The sequence below is a fragment of the Streptacidiphilus carbonis genome, from assembly GCF_000787775.1.
Classification (GTDB): domain Bacteria; phylum Actinomycetota; class Actinomycetes; order Streptomycetales; family Streptomycetaceae; genus Streptacidiphilus; species Streptacidiphilus carbonis.
Map to the genome: position 1 here is coordinate 135,239 of NZ_BBPM01000010.1, position 15,945 is coordinate 151,183.

17 protein-coding genes and 1 pseudogene are annotated in these 15,945 nt (G+C 69.9%); 15 read left to right on the top strand and 3 right to left on the bottom strand.

Annotated features, from left to right (window positions below):
* The first annotated feature begins 246 nt into the window (after window positions 1-246).
* The 3 genes and pseudogenes from TR46_RS44130 (at window position 247) to TR46_RS10530 (ending at window position 2,881) form a co-directional block, all read left to right on the top strand.
* A pseudogene (locus TR46_RS44130) lies at window positions 247-930 on the top strand (2,3-bisphosphoglycerate-dependent phosphoglycerate mutase).
* 203 nt (window positions 931-1,133) lie between these two features.
* Window positions 1,134-1,724 (top strand): carboxymuconolactone decarboxylase family protein, encoded by a 591-nt coding sequence (locus tag TR46_RS10525; protein ID WP_042397386.1) that lies wholly within the window; start codon window positions 1,134-1,136, stop codon window positions 1,722-1,724.
* Window positions 1,725-1,837: 113 nt separating this feature from the next.
* A complete protein-coding gene (locus tag TR46_RS10530) occupies window positions 1,838-2,881 on the top strand; it encodes a S66 family peptidase (protein WP_042397389.1) in 1,044 nt (347 codons plus the stop codon).
* Window positions 2,882-2,954: 73 nt separating this feature from the next.
* Here the strand turns inward: TR46_RS10530 and TR46_RS10535 are convergent, their stop codons facing one another.
* Both TR46_RS10535 and TR46_RS10540 read right to left on the bottom strand, forming a co-directional pair.
* Window positions 2,955-4,361, bottom strand: coding sequence for an MFS transporter (locus TR46_RS10535; RefSeq protein WP_042397546.1), 1,407 nt, complete (start codon window positions 4,359-4,361; stop codon window positions 2,955-2,957).
* A gap of 193 nt (window positions 4,362-4,554) precedes the next feature.
* On the bottom strand, window positions 4,555-5,541 hold the full coding sequence (locus tag TR46_RS10540; RefSeq protein WP_042397392.1) for an alpha/beta fold hydrolase: 987 nt from the start codon (window positions 5,539-5,541) through the stop codon (window positions 4,555-4,557).
* A gap of 137 nt (window positions 5,542-5,678) precedes the next feature.
* On the opposite strand from TR46_RS10540, the gene TR46_RS10545 reads away from it, so the two are divergent.
* The 10 genes from TR46_RS10545 (at window position 5,679) to TR46_RS10585 (ending at window position 12,265) form a co-directional block, all read left to right on the top strand.
* The gene (locus TR46_RS10545; protein WP_042397395.1) at window positions 5,679-6,326 is read left to right on the top strand and encodes a helix-turn-helix domain-containing protein; all 648 of its coding nucleotides are present in this window, start codon (window positions 5,679-5,681) and stop codon (window positions 6,324-6,326) included.
* A 98-nt stretch (window positions 6,327-6,424) separates the two neighbouring features.
* Window positions 6,425-6,586: a hypothetical protein gene (locus TR46_RS42200; protein ID WP_161790111.1), complete on the top strand. Its 162-nt coding sequence runs from the start codon at window positions 6,425-6,427 to the stop codon at window positions 6,584-6,586.
* A gap of 42 nt (window positions 6,587-6,628) precedes the next feature.
* Complete coding sequence (locus tag TR46_RS10550) at window positions 6,629-6,853, top strand: DUF1918 domain-containing protein (RefSeq protein ID WP_042397397.1); 225 nt, start codon at window positions 6,629-6,631, stop codon at window positions 6,851-6,853.
* A gap of 488 nt (window positions 6,854-7,341) precedes the next feature.
* On the top strand, window positions 7,342-7,683 hold the full coding sequence (locus tag TR46_RS10555) for an ArsR/SmtB family transcription factor (RefSeq protein WP_042397400.1): 342 nt from the start codon (window positions 7,342-7,344) through the stop codon (window positions 7,681-7,683).
* 3 nt (window positions 7,684-7,686) lie between these two features.
* The gene (locus TR46_RS10560) at window positions 7,687-8,211 is read left to right on the top strand and encodes an SRPBCC family protein (protein WP_042397403.1); all 525 of its coding nucleotides are present in this window, start codon (window positions 7,687-7,689) and stop codon (window positions 8,209-8,211) included.
* Window positions 8,211-8,876 carry a dihydrofolate reductase family protein gene (locus tag TR46_RS10565; protein ID WP_042397405.1) on the top strand — a complete coding sequence of 222 codons (666 nt, stop codon included), beginning with the start codon at window positions 8,211-8,213 and terminating at the stop codon, window positions 8,874-8,876. The genes TR46_RS10560 and TR46_RS10565 overlap by 1 nt, the downstream gene beginning before the upstream one ends.
* Window positions 8,877-9,209: 333 nt before the next feature.
* A complete protein-coding gene (locus tag TR46_RS42205; RefSeq protein WP_161790112.1) occupies window positions 9,210-9,605 on the top strand; it encodes a hypothetical protein in 396 nt (131 codons plus the stop codon).
* A 337-nt stretch (window positions 9,606-9,942) separates the two neighbouring features.
* A complete protein-coding gene (locus TR46_RS10575) occupies window positions 9,943-10,953 on the top strand; it encodes an RNA polymerase subunit sigma-70 (RefSeq protein ID WP_042397410.1) in 1,011 nt (336 codons plus the stop codon).
* Window positions 10,950-11,402 (top strand): hypothetical protein, encoded by a 453-nt coding sequence (locus TR46_RS10580; RefSeq protein WP_042397413.1) that lies wholly within the window; start codon window positions 10,950-10,952, stop codon window positions 11,400-11,402. Before TR46_RS10575 ends, TR46_RS10580 begins: the two co-directional genes overlap by 4 nt.
* Entirely contained in the window at window positions 11,399-12,265 is an 867-nt protein-coding gene (locus TR46_RS10585) for an N-acyl homoserine lactonase family protein (protein WP_042397415.1), read from the top strand. Before TR46_RS10580 ends, TR46_RS10585 begins: the two co-directional genes overlap by 4 nt.
* A gap of 198 nt (window positions 12,266-12,463) precedes the next feature.
* Here the strand turns inward: TR46_RS10585 and TR46_RS10590 are convergent, their stop codons facing one another.
* Complete coding sequence (locus TR46_RS10590; protein ID WP_042397417.1) at window positions 12,464-13,369, bottom strand: LysR family transcriptional regulator; 906 nt, start codon at window positions 13,367-13,369, stop codon at window positions 12,464-12,466.
* Between the two features lie 153 nt (window positions 13,370-13,522).
* On the opposite strand from TR46_RS10590, the gene TR46_RS10595 reads away from it, so the two are divergent.
* Together TR46_RS10595 and TR46_RS10600 are read left to right on the top strand one after the other, a co-directional pair.
* Window positions 13,523-14,557, top strand: coding sequence for an alcohol dehydrogenase catalytic domain-containing protein (locus TR46_RS10595; RefSeq protein ID WP_042397419.1), 1,035 nt, complete (start codon window positions 13,523-13,525; stop codon window positions 14,555-14,557).
* 159 nt (window positions 14,558-14,716) lie between these two features.
* Complete coding sequence (locus TR46_RS10600; RefSeq protein WP_042397420.1) at window positions 14,717-15,805, top strand: flavin monoamine oxidase family protein; 1,089 nt, start codon at window positions 14,717-14,719, stop codon at window positions 15,803-15,805.
* Window positions 15,806-15,945: the final 140 nt, after the last annotated feature.

Genomic DNA, 15,945 nt, shown 5'->3' on the forward strand with positions numbered 1-15,945 from the left:
GGCGGGTTTGTGGGGCGGCGGAGTCAGGACCGGCAGAGGGTGCTGGGCACACGGTCGGCGGCCTACGCCACGTTCCTGCGGCCCTCAGCCTCGTCGCCCCCCAGGAGGTCAGCGCGGCCGTCCGGCCGATCCTCGAAGCACTCGGAGAACTATGCGTCTTGATCGTCCGTGAGCCGAAGATCGCCCGTCCGGTGATCCAGAAGATTTGACAATTGCTCGGGGAAATGAAGTGGACAGGTGGACCGCATGACCTTTCTCGCCCTCGTCCGCCACGGCGAGACGGCGTGGAACCGCTCGGGCAGGTTCACCGGCTGGGCGGACCGACCACTGACTGCCAAGGGGCAGGAAGACGCCCGGTCCGCGGGGCGGGCACTCAAGGCGGTCACCCCGTCCTGGGACGTGGTGTACACGTCGAAGCTGCAGCGGGCCGCCGACACCGCGGCCTTCGCGCTGGAGGAGATCAGCGGCCCCGCACCCATCCTCATAGCCGACTGGCGACTGAACGAGCGCCACGTCGGCGCCCTGGAGGGCGCGCTCCACTCGGACATCGCCTCCATCCATGGCCGGCCGGCGGTGGAGCACTGGCGCTGGGGATGGAACCACCGGCCGCCAGCAGTCGCCGCGAGCGACCCGCGGTAGAACGCGCACCGCCAACTCTGCCCCGAGGCAGGGGCGGCGCTGCCCACCGGGGAATCACTCGAAGACGTGGTTGCCCGCGTACGCCCCTGGCTCGATGACGCCCGCGGACACCTCGTCACATCGCGCAACGTCGCCGTGTTCACCCACGGCACCACTCTGAGGGCACTGCGCATGACCTTGGAGGGGCACAGCCCCGAGGAGACGTACGACCTGCGCGCAGTCAACGGCGGCGTCGTGGTCTTCCGATACGACCGCTCCACCGCGCAATTCGTCAGCCTTCAGGCGATCTGACCGACTGCCGCACTTCGGATCAGTGGACAGTTCGAAGGAGTCCTGCAGTGTCCGGTGCAGCACAATGTAGATGACTGCGCGTCATATCAGGATCTATGACTGGAGTACTGGACAACGATGACATCCCATTGCCCGCGAGGACCAGTACCGCCTCCGTGTTCCCGACCGGATTCCCGAGGCCGGAGCGTAAAGGGGATGCCGGGATGAGCGAGTCCGGCCGTCGGCTCGGCGGACGGCTGCCGCTGGCCGACCCGTCGACGCTCACCCCCGCCCAGCGCGAACTCTACGACCAGCTGATCGGCTCGTGGGTGGCGTTCACCGACAAGCTCGGCATCCGGTCGACCACCGAGGACGGCCGGCTGATCGGCCCGTTCAACGCGCTCTTGCTGCACCCCGAGGTGACGGCGAAGCTGCTGGAGTTCCAAGTCGCCGAGTCGACGCACACCAGCCTCTCGCCGAGCGTGCGCGAAGCGGTGATCATCGTGCTCGGCGCCGTGTACGACGCGGACTACGAGCTGTACGCGCACAGGTCCGTGGCGCGGACCACCGGGCTGGCCGATGACCATGTCGTCGCCCTGTCGGGCGGAGGCATCCCGGAAGGCCTGGGTGAGCACGAGAAGCTCGCTGCACGGATCACCCATGCCATGGCGACGCGTCACCACATCGACGACGAGCTGTATCGGGAGGCCGAGTCGGCTTTCGGAGCGAAAGGCCTGTTCGACATCGCCGCCGTGCTCGGCCTCTACCACACGGTGTGCACCATGCTCACCCTGTTCGAGGTGCCGGCGCCGTAGTGCCCAGGGCCTCCGGCGTGCGGGCCACGCACGCCGGACGCCCCCTGTGGACCGAGCATCGGGGACCGGCGCATGAACATCACGAACTTCGACTGGAGCACCAGGATCCGCAGATGCATGAGCTTCGCTACCCCGCCAAGCCGGTTCCCGGAGACCGCGTGGCGGTCCTCTCTCCCTCGGCTGGACTGCCCGCCCTGTTCCCCCAGCCCTTTGAGCTGGGGTTGAGCAGACTCGTCGAAGAGTTCGGGCTCAGACCCGTCGAATACCCCACGACACGCAGAATGGACTCGACGTCGGCCGAGCGGGCAGCCGACATCCATGCCGCGTTCGCCGATCCCGAGATCAAAGCCGTCATCTCAAGCATCGGCGGCGACGACCAGATCACCGTCCTCCAGCACCTTGACCGCGCTCTCCTGCGTCGCAACCCCAAGCCGTTCTTCGGCTACAGCGACAACACCAATCTGCTGGTCTTCCTCTGGAACCAGGGCATCGTGGGCTACCACGGCGGCTCGGTCATGGTCCAATTCGGGCGCCCCGGAGCACTCCATCCCATGACCGCGGACTCCCTCCGGGCCGCGCTGTTCAGCAGCGGTACCTACGACCTCACGCCCCCGACGGCATTCGGGGACGTCGAGGGCGACTGGGCCGACCCTGAGACCTTCGCGGCTGAACCCGAGTCAGAGCCTGCACAGGGGTGGGTCTGGCACAACGCGGATCGCATCGTGGAGGGCACCAGTTGGGGCGGGAGCCTGGAGATCCTCTCCTGGCTCCTCATGGCCGACCGAGAGATCCAGCCCGCCCAGGCATATGAGGGCTGCGTGCTCCTGCTGGAGACCTCCGAGGAACTGCCTCGCGGCACGCAGGTCTACCGAGTTCTGCGCAACATGGGCGAACGTGGACTACTGCGGCGTTTCCCGGCCCTGCTGATGGGACGGGCCAAGAGCTGGTCCTTGGATCGCAGGAACAGTCCCCAGGAGCGGGTCGCGTACCGGGCGGAGCAGCGTGAGGCCGTCATGCGGGCTGTCAACGAGTACGCGCCCGGCACCCTGGCCGTGTTCGACGTCGATTTCGGCCACACCGATCCGCAGGTGGTGATCCCGTTCGGCGGCCGAGTGCGGGTCGACGGACCGGGCCGACGCCTCACCGTGACCTACTGACCCACTGCACAGATGCGACGGGTCGGACCTCAAGGCGCTTCATCCCGACTGTCCGGTGCTGCCTCGATCGGGTCTACGCAGCGCCGACGGCGGTTCTGCCCACACCTTTCGTAGCCTCATTGGCAGATGCTCCACTCGCCCGGCCCGCGAGGATCGCGACTGCGAGTGCCGGGATGAGGAGGATGCCCAGCGCCACCCGGAAGCCGCCCAGGGTGCCCGCCTGCACCGCGAACGCGGCGGAGGCCAGGGCCAGCACGACGGTCTGGCCGAGGTTCTGCGCGGTCTGCATCGCGCTGCCCGCGGCGCCTTGCCGGTCCGCCGGGCTGTGACACAGCGAAAGCACCGTCAACGAGGGCGCCAGCACGCCCATCCCCAAGGCGGCGACGACCATGGCGATCCCCGCCGTCCATGCCGGCACGGCTCGCACCGTTGCCACCTCACCCATGGCGACCGCCCCGACGAGCACGAGCGCCCCGAGCGCCACCAGCCGCTCGCGGCGCACCCGCTCCGGCAGCCGCCCCTGTACCCAGGAAGCGCCCGCCCAGGCCACGGCCGCGCCCGTGAAGGAGAGCCCGACCACCACGCCCGGCGTCCGGCGCGCAGTGTCCAGTAGCAGCGGGACGAAGGCCTCCAGCGTGAAGTACGTCCCCGACGCCAGACCGCGCAGCAGCACGCTCGCGGGCAGCCCTCGCACGGCCCGCACGGTCCCACCCGGCAGCAGTCGCGAGGCGAAGCCGAGAAGCAGCGCGCCGCCGACGAGCGTCCACGGCAGGTGCGTGGCATCCCACCCGGTGACTCCGTACTGCACGGCCGCAGCGCCGAGGCTCACGACGAGAGCCGAGGGCAGCGCAGGTCGGGTCCGCGGAGTCGGCGGGGACTGTACTGTCCGCTCTCTGCGCCGCAGGATCGCGACTACGACCACCGCGGGCACCGCACTGAGCACGGCCAGCCCGAGGAAGACCACCCGCCACGACCACCACCCGCTCACCAACCCGGCCAGCGGCGGCCCAACCAACGACGGCACGATCCAGCAACTGCTCATCAGCGCGAGTGCACGCGGCTGCAACCGCGCGGGAAACAGCTGTCCGACGGCGGCGTTGACGGCCACCGCGATCACGCCTCCGGCGACGCCGTCCAGGAACCGTCCGGCCGCGAGCTGCCAGATCGATCCACTTGTCCCGGAGACGACCAGGGTCAGCACCCCGAGCACCACCCCGAACCCGAGCGGCTGCCACGCACCCTTGCGGTCCGCCCAGTCCCCACCGAGCACCCCGCCGAGCAGACTCGCGGCAACGAAGCATCCCGCGACCAGCGGGTACAGCCCGACCCCGTGCAAATCCCGCGCAGCCAACGGCAGCATCGGCACGACCGCGAGCGCGGCGAACCCGGTCAGGAACATCACACCGCCGAGCGCGGCGGAAGCGGCGGCATAGGGAGACGTGAAGAGTGTTTCCCGTCCGGGCGTTGAGCTCTCGTCGATCACGAGCCGTCAGCCTATAAAGGTCTAGACCATGACCGCCACAGATTTATCGGGCTCGCGCAGCCGCCGCGGGGCCCGCGCTCATCGGCGGCAGTCCAGCGGACAGGATGGAACGACAGTGGCCGCTCGGGCAGCAGCGCGGCGAAATGGTCAGGGCACGACAGGTCCTGGTGCGGTCGGCGGCCCGCCTGGTTCAGCCCTGGAGGGTGGCGAGCCAGTCGGTCAGCAAGCGGTTGACCTCGTCGGGGCGCTCCTGCTGGATCCAGTGGCCGCAGCCGTCCAAGAGGCGTGAGACGGACAGGCCGGGAAGGGTGGCGGGGTAGGCGTCGATGGCGTCGGACATCCAGGTGGTGGAGGCGTCCAGGGAGCCGCCGACGAACAGGGACGGCTGCTTGATCGAGGCCCCGCGGTACGCGGCCAGGTCCTCCCAGTCACGGTCCATGTTGCGGTACCGGTTCAGAGCGCCGGTCAGGCCGGTGCGCTCGAACTCCCCGGCGTAGACCTCGAGGTCGTCCTCGCTCAGCCAGGCCGGGAGCCGGCCCGCCGGGAAGCGGTCGCGCAGTTGGCCGCCGAGGGCGACGAAGTGCGGGTCGAGCTCGCCATGGGCGGGCATGGTGTCGGCGGACAGCGCGCCATAGAAGCCGGCGATCCAGCCCCGGACGTCGGGCTCGATCTCCGCCTCGGCGCGGCCTGGCTCCTGGAAGTAGGAGACGTAGAACTCCTGCTCGGGACCGCCGATCTGGCCGAGGACGTCGGTCGGGCGCGGACCGCCGGGCGGCGCATAGGGGACGCTCAGCAGCCCGACGGCACGGAAGACCTCGGGGCGGAGCAGGGCCGAGGCGGAGGCGATGCCCGAGCCCCAGTCGTGGCCGACCACCACCGCGCTCTCCTCCCCGAGGGCACGCACGACGGCGACGTTGTCCTCCACCAGGTCGAGCATCCGGTAGGCGTCGGCGGCCTCCGGCTTGGAGGAACGGCCGTAGCCGCGCACGTCGATCGCCACCGCCCGGTAGCCGGCCGCGGCGAGGGCCGGGAGCTGGCGGCGCCAGGAGTACCAGGACTCGGGGAAGCCGTGGACGAGCAGGACCAGCGGGCCGGTGCCCTGCTCGACCAGGTGCAGGCGCCCGGCCGGGGCCTCGACGGTGCGGTGGCGGGGTTCGGCGGTGTGCACGGGCTGCATGGGCTTCTCCTTGATGGGCGGGCGTGGTTACCCGTCGATCATGCGGCGCGGCACCCGTCCGACGCGATCAGCGTTGCCATTCTGGCAAACTCGCAGGACAGGGTGGCGGAGCGGCGCGGCCGGGAGGAGCGGAAACGGTGGCACTCAACGATGTGGAGGCCACGCTGGCGGCGATAGGGCCCCGGCTGCGGGCCGCGCGCGAGCAGCGCGGCACAACGCTCGCGGACGTCGGCCGTGCGACCGGCATCTCGCCGAGCACGCTGTCGCGCATCGAGACCCGCCGACGCAACCCCACCCTGGAGGTGGTGCTACAGCTGGCGAAGGCGTACGGCGTCTCCCTGGACCAGCTGACCGGCACCGCACCCGCGGCCGGGCAGCGCACGACGGCACCGCGGAACTTCGGCGACGACAAGACGATGCTGCCGCTGACCCGCTACGTCGGTGGCCTGCACGCCCACAAACACGTCCTGCCCGCTGTCAGCGCTCCGCCTGAGCGTCCGCGGCAGGCCTCCCATGAGGGCTACGAGTGGCTGTGCGTCCTGTACGGGCGGCTGTGGCTCGCACTCGGCGACCAGGACCTCGTTCTGACCGCCGGAGACGTCGCCGAGTTCGACACCCGCACCCCCCACGGGCTGACGACCGCCGGCCCCGGCGGCCCCGCCGAGTACCTGATCATGTTCGGACCCCAGGGCGAACGCCCACGACTACGCAGCACCCCTGCAACCGCCCGCCGCGGGAGCCACCAGCCGCATCGGGCCGACAGCAGCCGCCAAGCGGAGCCGTAGACCACCACCCGGAGGCAGCCGTTCCCCGCCGTGAGGCTGCTGCCGCTCAGCGCGTGCGTCGACGTGCGCAGGGCAGTTCCCGGGGTCAGCCTGGATACATGAGCGAGCTTCCCGCGTCCACGTGGGCGCTCCCGATTGTTGTGGTGACGGGTACTGACCCCGCCCGCAGCGGCTGGGGCCGGCTGACGCCCGTCGCGGTCGGCACGTCCACCCCCTTCACCACCAGCGGCCTCATCACCGCTACGGCCGCCTCCCAGTAAGCCACCCCGCTGAGCCAAGCAGACCAGACAAGGAGGACCGTCATGAAAGCAACCGTGGGCGACCGGCTGCGGTTCCACGGCCGCCACGTGGGCACCGCCGACCGGCTAGGCCGCGTCACCGAAGTCCGCGGCAAAGACGGACAGCCGCCCTACCTCGTCGAATTCGACGACGGACACAAGAGCGAGGTCTACCCCGGCACCGACTGCCAGATCGAACCCGCCGCCACCGCGCAACACCCTCGCGTGACCGACCCAGGACAACCCTGACCCCCAGGTATGTCGATGGGAGGCGGTGGCCGGATCGTCACTCCCTGAACCGGAATCAGCGTGTCACGCGCCCCCTCCGCGCCGAAAACTGGCGCGGGGCGGGGCGTTTCCCCGATGAAGGCGGCCGGCCGGGCCGGTCGGGCTACGAACGCGCCGAACGCGGTGGAAGTGTCTGGGGCCGCGGCTGCCGGCCGTGGTGCGCCTACTTCCCTGTGCCCACAAGGTCGATCGCCCCTCGGGCTCCCTGGTGGCCCTTGTCCGCCCAGGTCCGGACGCCGACCCGGGTGAGGGCGTCGATGATGCCGTGGAGCTTCTGGCACAAGGGGCGACCTTGGTCGTGAACCCGTCCACCAGGAGCTTCACCACTTCGTACAACCTCTCGCCACCGGGGCTTTGGCGCTTCTTCGGGCGCATTCCATCGGTTCCGGCGGACCTGTTCTGAGTCAGCTCGGCATTGACGTATGCCGATATGGGCATATGATGTTGCCATGGCACGAGCAGCGACAACGTCGGACGCGTTCAACGCGATCGCCGAGCCGCAGCGCCGGGACATCCTGGCGCTGCTGCGGGCGGGTGAGCGGCCGGTGACCGATCTGGCCCAGGAGCTGGGCATGAGCCAGCCGCAGGCCTCCAAGCATCTGCGGGTGCTCCGGGAGGTGGGGCTGGTGCAGGTCCGCGGGGCGGGCAGGCAGCGCCTCTACGGTCTGGACGCCCGCAGGCTGCGACCGGTCCACGAGTGGGTCGGCGGATTCGAGCGGTTCTGGAACGAGAGCTTCGACCGGCTGGACAGCTACGTGCAGGACCTCAAGCAGGCACAGCAGGAGGAATGACTGATGCAAGGGGTAGGGCAGGAAACACAGGCGGAGCCGGAGACGGCCGACCGGGAGATCGTGATCTCCCGGGTCATCGACGCCCCGCGGGAGCTGGTGTTCGAAGCGTTCACCGAGGTCCGGCACCTGTCGCGGTGGTGGGGTCCGGACGGGTTCAGCACCACCACGCGGTCCTTGGAATTCCGTGAGGGCGGGACCTGGGACTTCGTGATGCACGCCCCGGACGGGACCGTCTACCAGGAGTGGATCACCTGGACCGAGATCGTCCCGCCGGAGCGGATCGCGCTGCTGCACGGCGAGTCCCGCGACGACCCGGACGCCTTCGAGTCGACGCTGGCCTTCGAGCCGCACGGCACCGCGACCCGAATCGTGATGCGCACGGTCTTCCCCACCCGGCAACTGCGCGACCAGGCCGCGGACCAGTACCACGCGATCGAACTCGGCGAGCAGACGCTGGGCAACCTGGCGGCCTACGTCGCCGGGATCGCCCAGGAGAACGGGATCGCCCGGAAGACGGAGGACAGCTGATGGCCGGGAAGGTGTTCTTCAGCATGTCGATGTCGCTGGACGGCTTCAGCGCACCCGAGTCGATGGAGGGCATCCTCGCCACGACCGAGCAGCGGGAGCAGGACCCGAGGCTGGATCGCTGGACGGCGCAGTGGATGGAACTGCAGGCGTGGATCTTCCGGCAGCGGTTCTTCCGGGAGAACCTTCACTTGGGCGAAGGCGGCGAGGAGGGGCGCGCCAACGACATCGTCCGGGAGACGTTCGAGCGCACCGGCGCAAGCGTCATGGGCAAGCGCATGTTCGAACTGGGCGAACAGTCCTGGCCGGAGGAGCCGCCGTTCCACACGCCAGTCTTCGTCGTGACGCACGAGAAGCGCTCCTCCTGGGAACGGCGGGGCGGGACCACCTTCCACTTCGTCAACGACGGCATCCACAGCGCACTGGGCCTGGCCCGCGACGCCGCCGGCGACCGGGACGTCCGCATCGCCGGCGGCAGCCAGACCACCCTGGAGTACCTGAACGCCGGCCTGGTCGACGAGTTCTCGATCGCGCTCTCCCCCGTGCTGCTCGGCGCGGGCACCCGCCTGTTCGAGGGCGTGGACGCCTCCAGAGTCGTGCTCGAGCCAGTCCGTTCGGAGCCGTCGTCACGGGTGACACACCTGACCTACGCCGTGCATCCGCGGTAGCCCGCCACCACCCGCCCCCGAGCGATCCGGCCCCGAGGGCGCCGCCACGCTTGCGCCTGGCGGACTGCCGCCGCAGCCTGGGATGCGTGCGATCACCGCCCGGCCTAGCCTGAGGGAGTGAAAGGTGTGTTGGTCGCTGCCGCGACAGCGGGTGCCTTGACCGCCGTCGCGGCCTGCTCGTCCGGTATCTCCGCGTCGGTCGATACTCCGACGCGCACGGTGACTGCGACCGTCACCCGCCAGGCGGTGCCCTCCCCGAGCATTACCGCCGCGAGCTCCTCACCCGGGCGGACCTCGGCCCCGCATCCAAGCGCGCACCCGGTGCAGCCCACGGTGACCGTCACCGCCGCCTCGTCGCCCGCCACATCGAGGTCGACGGGTGCCGCGTCCTCAGCGGCACCCCAGGTTGTGATCTACGCCTGCGACGGCCAGCCGGTCGGCCGGCCCGCCGGGTTCATTCTGGCCTGCGGCGACGGCGGCCTGGCCCTGCAGAGTCTGACCTGGTCCGGCTGGGGAGGACCCACCGCGACTGCCAACGGCGAGCTCCGACAGAACATATGCATTCCGAACTGCGCCACCGGTGGCTCCGTTTCGTACCCCGCCGCCGTGACGGTCAGCGGCCTCACGGGCGGCCGCTACACCAGCTTGCACACCACCGCGCCGACCGCCCCCGACCCCAGCTCGAACTTCAGGCTCGACCTGAATGGTCCCGTCTTCGTAAGTCGTTGACCGGCCCGGCGAGAGCCCCGGTACGCGAGTCGGCGGCGGGCGCCGACCCGTCATTGCTGTCTGGGGCAGCGGTCGCGTCCCACCCGCAGCGGCTTCGCGAGCCGGGAGGCTGCGAAGGCCTCCGCAACCCCCGCGGCCCAGGCCACGGCTCGCTCCGATGATCGCGACGGTTCGGTTGCTCAAGGGATCCCTTGCAGGGTTCCTCGCAGTTCAAGAAGGCGCAGGCGACCGCACGGACGAACAACCACTCGGTCGGCGTGAGTTGGCCCGCTGCGACAGGCGCGAGAAGCGGGCGGGAGGACCGACGATTCCCGGACCGAAATGACGTCACATAGACATGAGTGAGCTATTGGTCCAGCAGGCCCAGGCAGGGGACGAACGGGCATTCGAAGAGCTGGTGTCACCGCACCGGCACGAGCTACATGTGCACTGCTACCGCATGCTCGGTTCTGCCGAGGATGCTGAAGACGCTGTCCAGGAGTCGCTCCTGCGTGCCTGGACCCGGGTGGGGACCTTTGCGGGCACGAGCACCTTCCGTGCCTGGCTGTATGCGATCGCGACCAACGTGTGTCTTGATGTGTTGCGTCGCCGCAAGCGCAGACCGTGGCCCACCGATGTGATCGAGGCAGCCGAAGCAGGAAGCGTGCCCGGTGAGCCTGCTGACATCCCCTGGTTGCAGCCCTACCCGGACTCCTTGCTCGGAGAAGCCTCCTCGGCCGAGGACTCGGTCCTGGCCCGGGAGAGGATCCAGTTGGCGTTCCTCACCGCGATCCAACAACTTCCGCCGCGCCAGCGTGCCGTGCTCCTCTTGTGCGACGTCCTCTCCTGGCCGGCCAAGGAAGCAGCGACCGCCCTGGACATGACCCCGACCGCCGTGTATTCGGCTCTTCGTCGCGCCCAGGCCACCCTGGCGGCACGCGTACCCGACCGCGCTGACGCGCTCACCTCCTCGACGGGCACCGACCGGACGACGTTGGAGAAGTTCGTGCGGGCATGGGAGAGCGCCGACATGGACGGGCTGGTGAGCCTGCTCGCGCACGACGCCCGGCTGGTCATGCCGCCCTATCAGACGTGGTATCAAGGACCGGCCGCCATCGCCACGTTCTTGGCGAGCCCGATGCCGGACTCTTTGGCCCGAGCCAAGGTGGGAAACCACACGCGACTCCTGCCGACCGCGGCCAACTGCCAGCCTGCCTTCGGCTTGTACCTCCAGTCAGCTGACCGGACCGGCTACGAACGGTTCGGCATCGGTGTGCTCACCCTTGACGCAGAGGGCATCCATGAGATCGCGGTGTTCATGCTGAACCCGGCACTGTTCGACTTGTTCGACCTGCCCGCGGCGGCATGACCAGTGAGCCGGACGGCCTGGTCCTCCCCGTCCGCCCGTCCTCGAGGACCAACTGCGCGCACGTCAGCTTCCCGGCCGGAACGCTCATCGGCTACGACCCCGCTGCCTGGGATCACACCCTGGTCATGGTGCAGCAGGGCGTGCTACGGCTGACCTGCCGATCCGGTCGCGAAGCCGACTTCCCGGCCGGTGCGATCGTCCATCTCTCCGGACTCCCGCTGGCCGGCATCGGTGGTGCAGGCCACGACCCGGTGATCCTCCTGCTCCTGTTGCCCCGCTCCGCCACAGAGCGAACTCGCCTCGGTCCTGGCCAGCCGGTGGATCAAGGGCGCGGTCACGGCCTCACCGGGTGCTGCACTCCGGCCACCGTCTGCTCCATCGCGCCGGCGAGTCCCGGGCAACCAGAGCCTCTCGTCCTGAACACCGACAACCTCATGGAGAACCGTTGACTGCCAACCCGATCAAACGAGTGTCCGTACTCAGCACCGGAAGCGTTGTGATCCACCCCCAGCACATGCGCTCCGGGGGCACCCCCCAGATGTGGTGGCTCCTGACATCTCGCCGCTGGACCGATCCGCTGCCGATCAACGCCTACGTCATCGAACACGACAAGGGACTGGTCCTGTTCGATACCGGACAGGACCGTGCCGCTGTCACCGACCCCGACTACAACCCAGGCGGGTTCACCGGCTTCATCTACCGCCGAATCGGACGCTTCACCATCGAACCCCAGGACACCCTGTCAGCCCAGTTGGCGAACCTCGGGTACGACACTGCGCAGGTACGCACCGCGATCCTGTCCCACCTTCACCCCGACCACGCCGGCGGAGTCCGTCAGCTGCGACACGCCGACCTGGTGGTCAGCCAAGGCGAATGGGACGCGCTGGTAGGCCCGAAGGCGGAGATGATCGGGCTCATGCGCAACCACGTCGACCTTTCGGGCCTGCGGTGGGACCGGATCACCTTCGAACCCACCACGGACCCGTCCTTGGCGCCGTTCACCGAGGCGCACGACCTGTTCGGCGACGGAACCCTCACCCTGCTACCCACCGCGGGGCACACCCCGGGGTCGATGTCGCTACTCGTACGCCGGCCGGGCGCCGCGCCACTGCTCATGGTCGGAGACCTCACCTACGACGTCCACCTCCTCGACGAGAAGCACCTGCCGGGAATGGGGCACAAGCACCAGATGAAGCAGACAACCGACCGAATCCACCAGCTGCGGGAAACCCACCCCGGCCTGGTGATCCTGCCCGCCCACGACCCTGGGGCGGCAAACCGGCTGGCGTCCGCAACTGCGACACGCATCTGAAGACACGCACCGGCCCGACGTCGACGGCGTGGACGACGAGCCCACCGGGCGGGCTGAAATGCTGCCCGGAGGGATCCCAGGCGCCGCCCGCGTGAGTGGTCGGCTTGTTCGGACGGTGTCCGCAGACGCGTACCTCGGGTGCGGCCTTCAGGTACGGGACAGGCCGCCCAGGATCTGGACGTCCTGGTCACGCTTGAATCAGGCCGTAGGAACCGCGTATGACCGGCGGGCGGCTGCGAGGCCGTTGGCGAGGGCGACGAGGTCGGCGCCCAGCGGGGAATGAGCGCTCCACACCGCTTCGAAGGAGATCTGCACCTCGCGCCCCTGGTCCATGAGCGGCCGGTGGGGTGATTCCGGTGAGGTGAGCTTGGACCTGGGGATCATGGATGAGCCGAGGCCGAGCTTGGGCCATTCCTCCAGCACGCGGTAGCTGGCGGCCTCGCCGGGATAGGTGCGCAGAGGCAGGTCGCGCGCCTGGAACAGCTGGGTGGTGAAGGGGGTCAGGCCGCAGGCGTCGGGCACCAGAATGAACTGCTGCTGTCCGGCCTCTTCGAGTTCGAACGGGGCGCCCGCTCCGGATTCGGGGGTGACGACAACGATCGGCTCCACGTCGACGACGCGGTGCTCGAAGCGCGGCATGGCGGCCACGGCCGGGATCAGGATGATGTCGAGATCGCCGGCCCGCAGGGATTCGCGCAGGTCCTCCATGTTCGCCTCGCGCAGCACCAGGTCCCTTGGGACGGGCAGGTCGCGGACCGTGCCGAACGCGCGGGCGACCAGGTGGGGGCTGATCAGGGGCGAGAGGCCCATGCGGATCTTCTGCTCGCCGGGTTCGGTCAGTCGCCTGGCCTCCGCCGCGACGGCGTCGAGCGCCGCCAGGGCGCGTTCGACCAGGGGCAGGATCCGGGCGCCGAACTCGGTCTGGGTCACCCCGCGCGGGGAACGGTCGAAGAGCTTTCCGCCGAGGCGCTCCTCCAGCTTGGCGATCCCGTTCGACAGGGCCGGCTGGGTGACGCCGTAGGCGCGCGCGGCTGCGCTGAACGACTTGGTCTCAGCGACGGCCTGCGCGTAGCGCAGTCCTTCGAGGTTCAGGCGATCCATCATAGCCATGCCTTATCGCTGCATTCACTGATGTCCCCTACCGGGCTGTTTATCGGCTGCCTACGGTGGGACTCCTGCCGGTCCAGCATAACCAGCAGCTATACGGACCGCTTATACGGACTGTCGTGGGCCGTCGTGTTCGGAAGGAAAGAGCGCATGCCACACTCCGCTGTCACCACCATGGTCGTGTCCGAGCCCCGAGGACCTGTTCAGCCCTCCGTGGCCGAGACCGCATCGCCGACGGGCACGCTGGTGCGGGTGGCCGTCGCGGCGAGCGGCGTGTGCAATGCCGACATCGCGACGGCCGCGGCCACCGGCGCGGGGACCTCCTTTCCGGTCACTCCCGGGCACGAGGCCGCCGGCGTCATCGCGGAGGTGGGCGACCGGGTCGAGGGCTGGGCCGTCGGGGACCGGGTGGCCGTCGGCTGGTTCGGCGGCAGTTGCGGGCACTGCTCCTTGTGCCGGGCGGGCGACGTCGTCCACTGCCCCGACCGCAAGGTTCCCGGCCTGTCCTACCCGGGAGGTTGGGCCCAGAGCATCACCGTTCCCGCCGACACGCTCGCGCGTATCCCCGCCGGGCTCGATCTGTTCGACGCGGCCCCGTTCGGCTGCGCGGGCGTGACCACCTTCAACGCCGTCCGCAAGGCCGGAACCCGTGCGGGCGGGCGGGTCGCGGTGTTCGGGGTCGGCGGACTGGGACACCTCGCCGTCCAGTTCGCGGCGAAGCTCGGCTACGAGACCATCGCCATCGCCCGGGGCAGCGACCGGGAGAAGCTCGCCCGCGACCTGGGTGCTCACCACTACATCGACAGTGACACACAGTCACCCGGAGCCGCTCTGAGGCAACTGGGCGGCGCGGACCTGATCGTGCACACCGCTTCCTCCACCGCCCCTGTGAACGATCTCCTCACCGGGCTCAACATCCACGGCCGGCTCACCCTCGTCGGCGTCGACGCGGGATCGGTGACCGTCCCGGCGGCCCAACTCGTCATGAACGGCCACACGGTCACCGGGCACCTGACCGGCAGCCCGCGCGAAAGCGAAGAGGCCATGCGCTTCGCCGTCACCAACGGCATCCGCCCCATGGTCGAGCGCATGCCGCTGGCGCGAGCGGGTGAGGCACTGGCCCGACTGCGTTCCGGCGGCGCTCGCTTCCGCATCGTCCTGGACACCGCCGCCGGCGGGGCCTGACCCGATCCCTCCGGCCGCTCCGCGCTCCTGCCACGGCGCGGAGCGGCCCCTCCATGCCCTGGTGCCACCGGCCGGCCACGCCCGGCCGGGCCGCCACAAGCCGAACGTGCGAAACCGCCGACGACGGCCGGTTCGGCCCGATCAGGAAGGAAGACACAGATGCCCCACCGGGACAGCCACGACGTGATCGTGGTCGGCGCCGGCGCCTCCGGGCTGGCCACGGCCACCGCTCTGCACGCCGCCGGACTCGACACCCTCTGCCTGGAGGCTCGCGACCGAGTCGGCGGACGCCTGCTGTCGGTACCCACCAGCCGGCCGGGCCGGGCTCTCGACCTGGGAGCCACCTGGTTCTGGGACGGCGAGCAGCGCGTCCGCGACCTGGCGGAACGAAGCGGTACCGGGATCTTCGACCAGCATCTCGCCGGGGACACCGTCTTCCAGGACGCCGGCGGCATCCGTCGCCTGCCTGGCAACCTGATCGACGCCCCCGCCCGCCGCTTCGCAGACGGGGCCCAAAGCCTGAGCTTCGTTCTCGCGGCCTCGCTGCCCTCCGACGCCCTTCGGCTGAGCACACCCGTCACCGAAATTCGAGCAGCGGCCCGAGGCGGCCTGGCCGTGCGCACTCCCACCGGACCAGTGCGCGCCGAGCACGTCGTGCTGGCCCTGCCGCCCGCGCTGGCGGTGGCGCACATCGACTTCGGCGACGCGCTCCCTGACGACCTCGTGCGCCTCGCCCGGTCCACGCCGGTCTGGATGGGAGCGGTCGTCAAGGTCGTCGCCCGCTACCGCTCCGCGTTCTGGCGGCAGGCGGGGCTGGCCGGCGCCGGGATCAGCCGGGTCGGACCGCTCCAGGAACTGCACGACATGTCCGGCCCGGACGGCGACCCCGCCGCGCTCTTCGGCTTCGCCCCAGCCCAGGCCCTCCGCCCGAACCTCCCACGGGCCGTCACCGAGCAGTTGACCCTCCTGTTCGGACAGGCGGCAGCGAGCCCTGAAGCCCTGCACGTCCAGGACTGGAGCCAGGAGCGGTGGACATCACCGCCCCACCGGCACCGGTTGCAGGACTTCGGCCTCTTCGGGCACGCCCTGTACCAGCGCCCCGCCCTGGACGGCCGGTTGCACTGGGCCTCGACCGAGACCGCTGCCGAGCACGCCGGCCACATCGAAGGCGCGCTGGCCGCCGCCGAACGCGCCGCCACCGCCGTTCTGTCCGCTGCCGCGGCCCCCGCCATGAACCCGAACAGGTGATCCCATGCATGAGATCGACGCGCTGCTGCGCGAGTGGCGATACTCCTCCTCTCCGCGCTCGCCTCCGGGCTGAGCCGCGACTCGGTCGCCCTCACCATGACCGGGCTGCTCCCACTCGGACTCGGCTGGTCCTTCAGCCT

Bases quoted from the DNA above. Each gene is read 5' to 3' on its own strand.
- TR46_RS10590 (WP_042397417.1), bottom strand. From the start codon at position 13,369: ATGATGGATCGCCTGAACCTCGAAGGACTGCGCTACGCGCAGGCCGTC.
- TR46_RS10595 (WP_042397419.1), top strand. From the start codon at position 13,523: ATGCCACACTCCGCTGTCACCACCATGGTCGTGTCCGAGCCCCGAGGA.
- TR46_RS10550 (WP_042397397.1), top strand. From the start codon at position 6,629: ATGAAAGCAACCGTGGGCGACCGGCTGCGGTTCCACGGCCGCCACGTG.
- TR46_RS10580 (WP_042397413.1), top strand. From the start codon at position 10,950: ATGACCAGTGAGCCGGACGGCCTGGTCCTCCCCGTCCGCCCGTCCTCG.
- TR46_RS10565 (WP_042397405.1), top strand. From the start codon at position 8,211: ATGGCCGGGAAGGTGTTCTTCAGCATGTCGATGTCGCTGGACGGCTTC.
- TR46_RS10525 (WP_042397386.1), top strand. From the start codon at position 1,134: ATGAGCGAGTCCGGCCGTCGGCTCGGCGGACGGCTGCCGCTGGCCGAC.
- TR46_RS10530 (WP_042397389.1), top strand. From the start codon at position 1,838: ATGCATGAGCTTCGCTACCCCGCCAAGCCGGTTCCCGGAGACCGCGTG.
- TR46_RS10600 (WP_042397420.1), top strand. From the start codon at position 14,717: ATGCCCCACCGGGACAGCCACGACGTGATCGTGGTCGGCGCCGGCGCC.
- TR46_RS10575 (WP_042397410.1), top strand. From the start codon at position 9,943: ATGAGTGAGCTATTGGTCCAGCAGGCCCAGGCAGGGGACGAACGGGCA.
- TR46_RS10555 (WP_042397400.1), top strand. From the start codon at position 7,342: ATGGCACGAGCAGCGACAACGTCGGACGCGTTCAACGCGATCGCCGAG.
- TR46_RS10560 (WP_042397403.1), top strand. From the start codon at position 7,687: ATGCAAGGGGTAGGGCAGGAAACACAGGCGGAGCCGGAGACGGCCGAC.
- TR46_RS42200 (WP_161790111.1), top strand. From the start codon at position 6,425: ATGAGCGAGCTTCCCGCGTCCACGTGGGCGCTCCCGATTGTTGTGGTG.
- TR46_RS10540 (WP_042397392.1), bottom strand. From the start codon at position 5,541: ATGCAGCCCGTGCACACCGCCGAACCCCGCCACCGCACCGTCGAGGCC.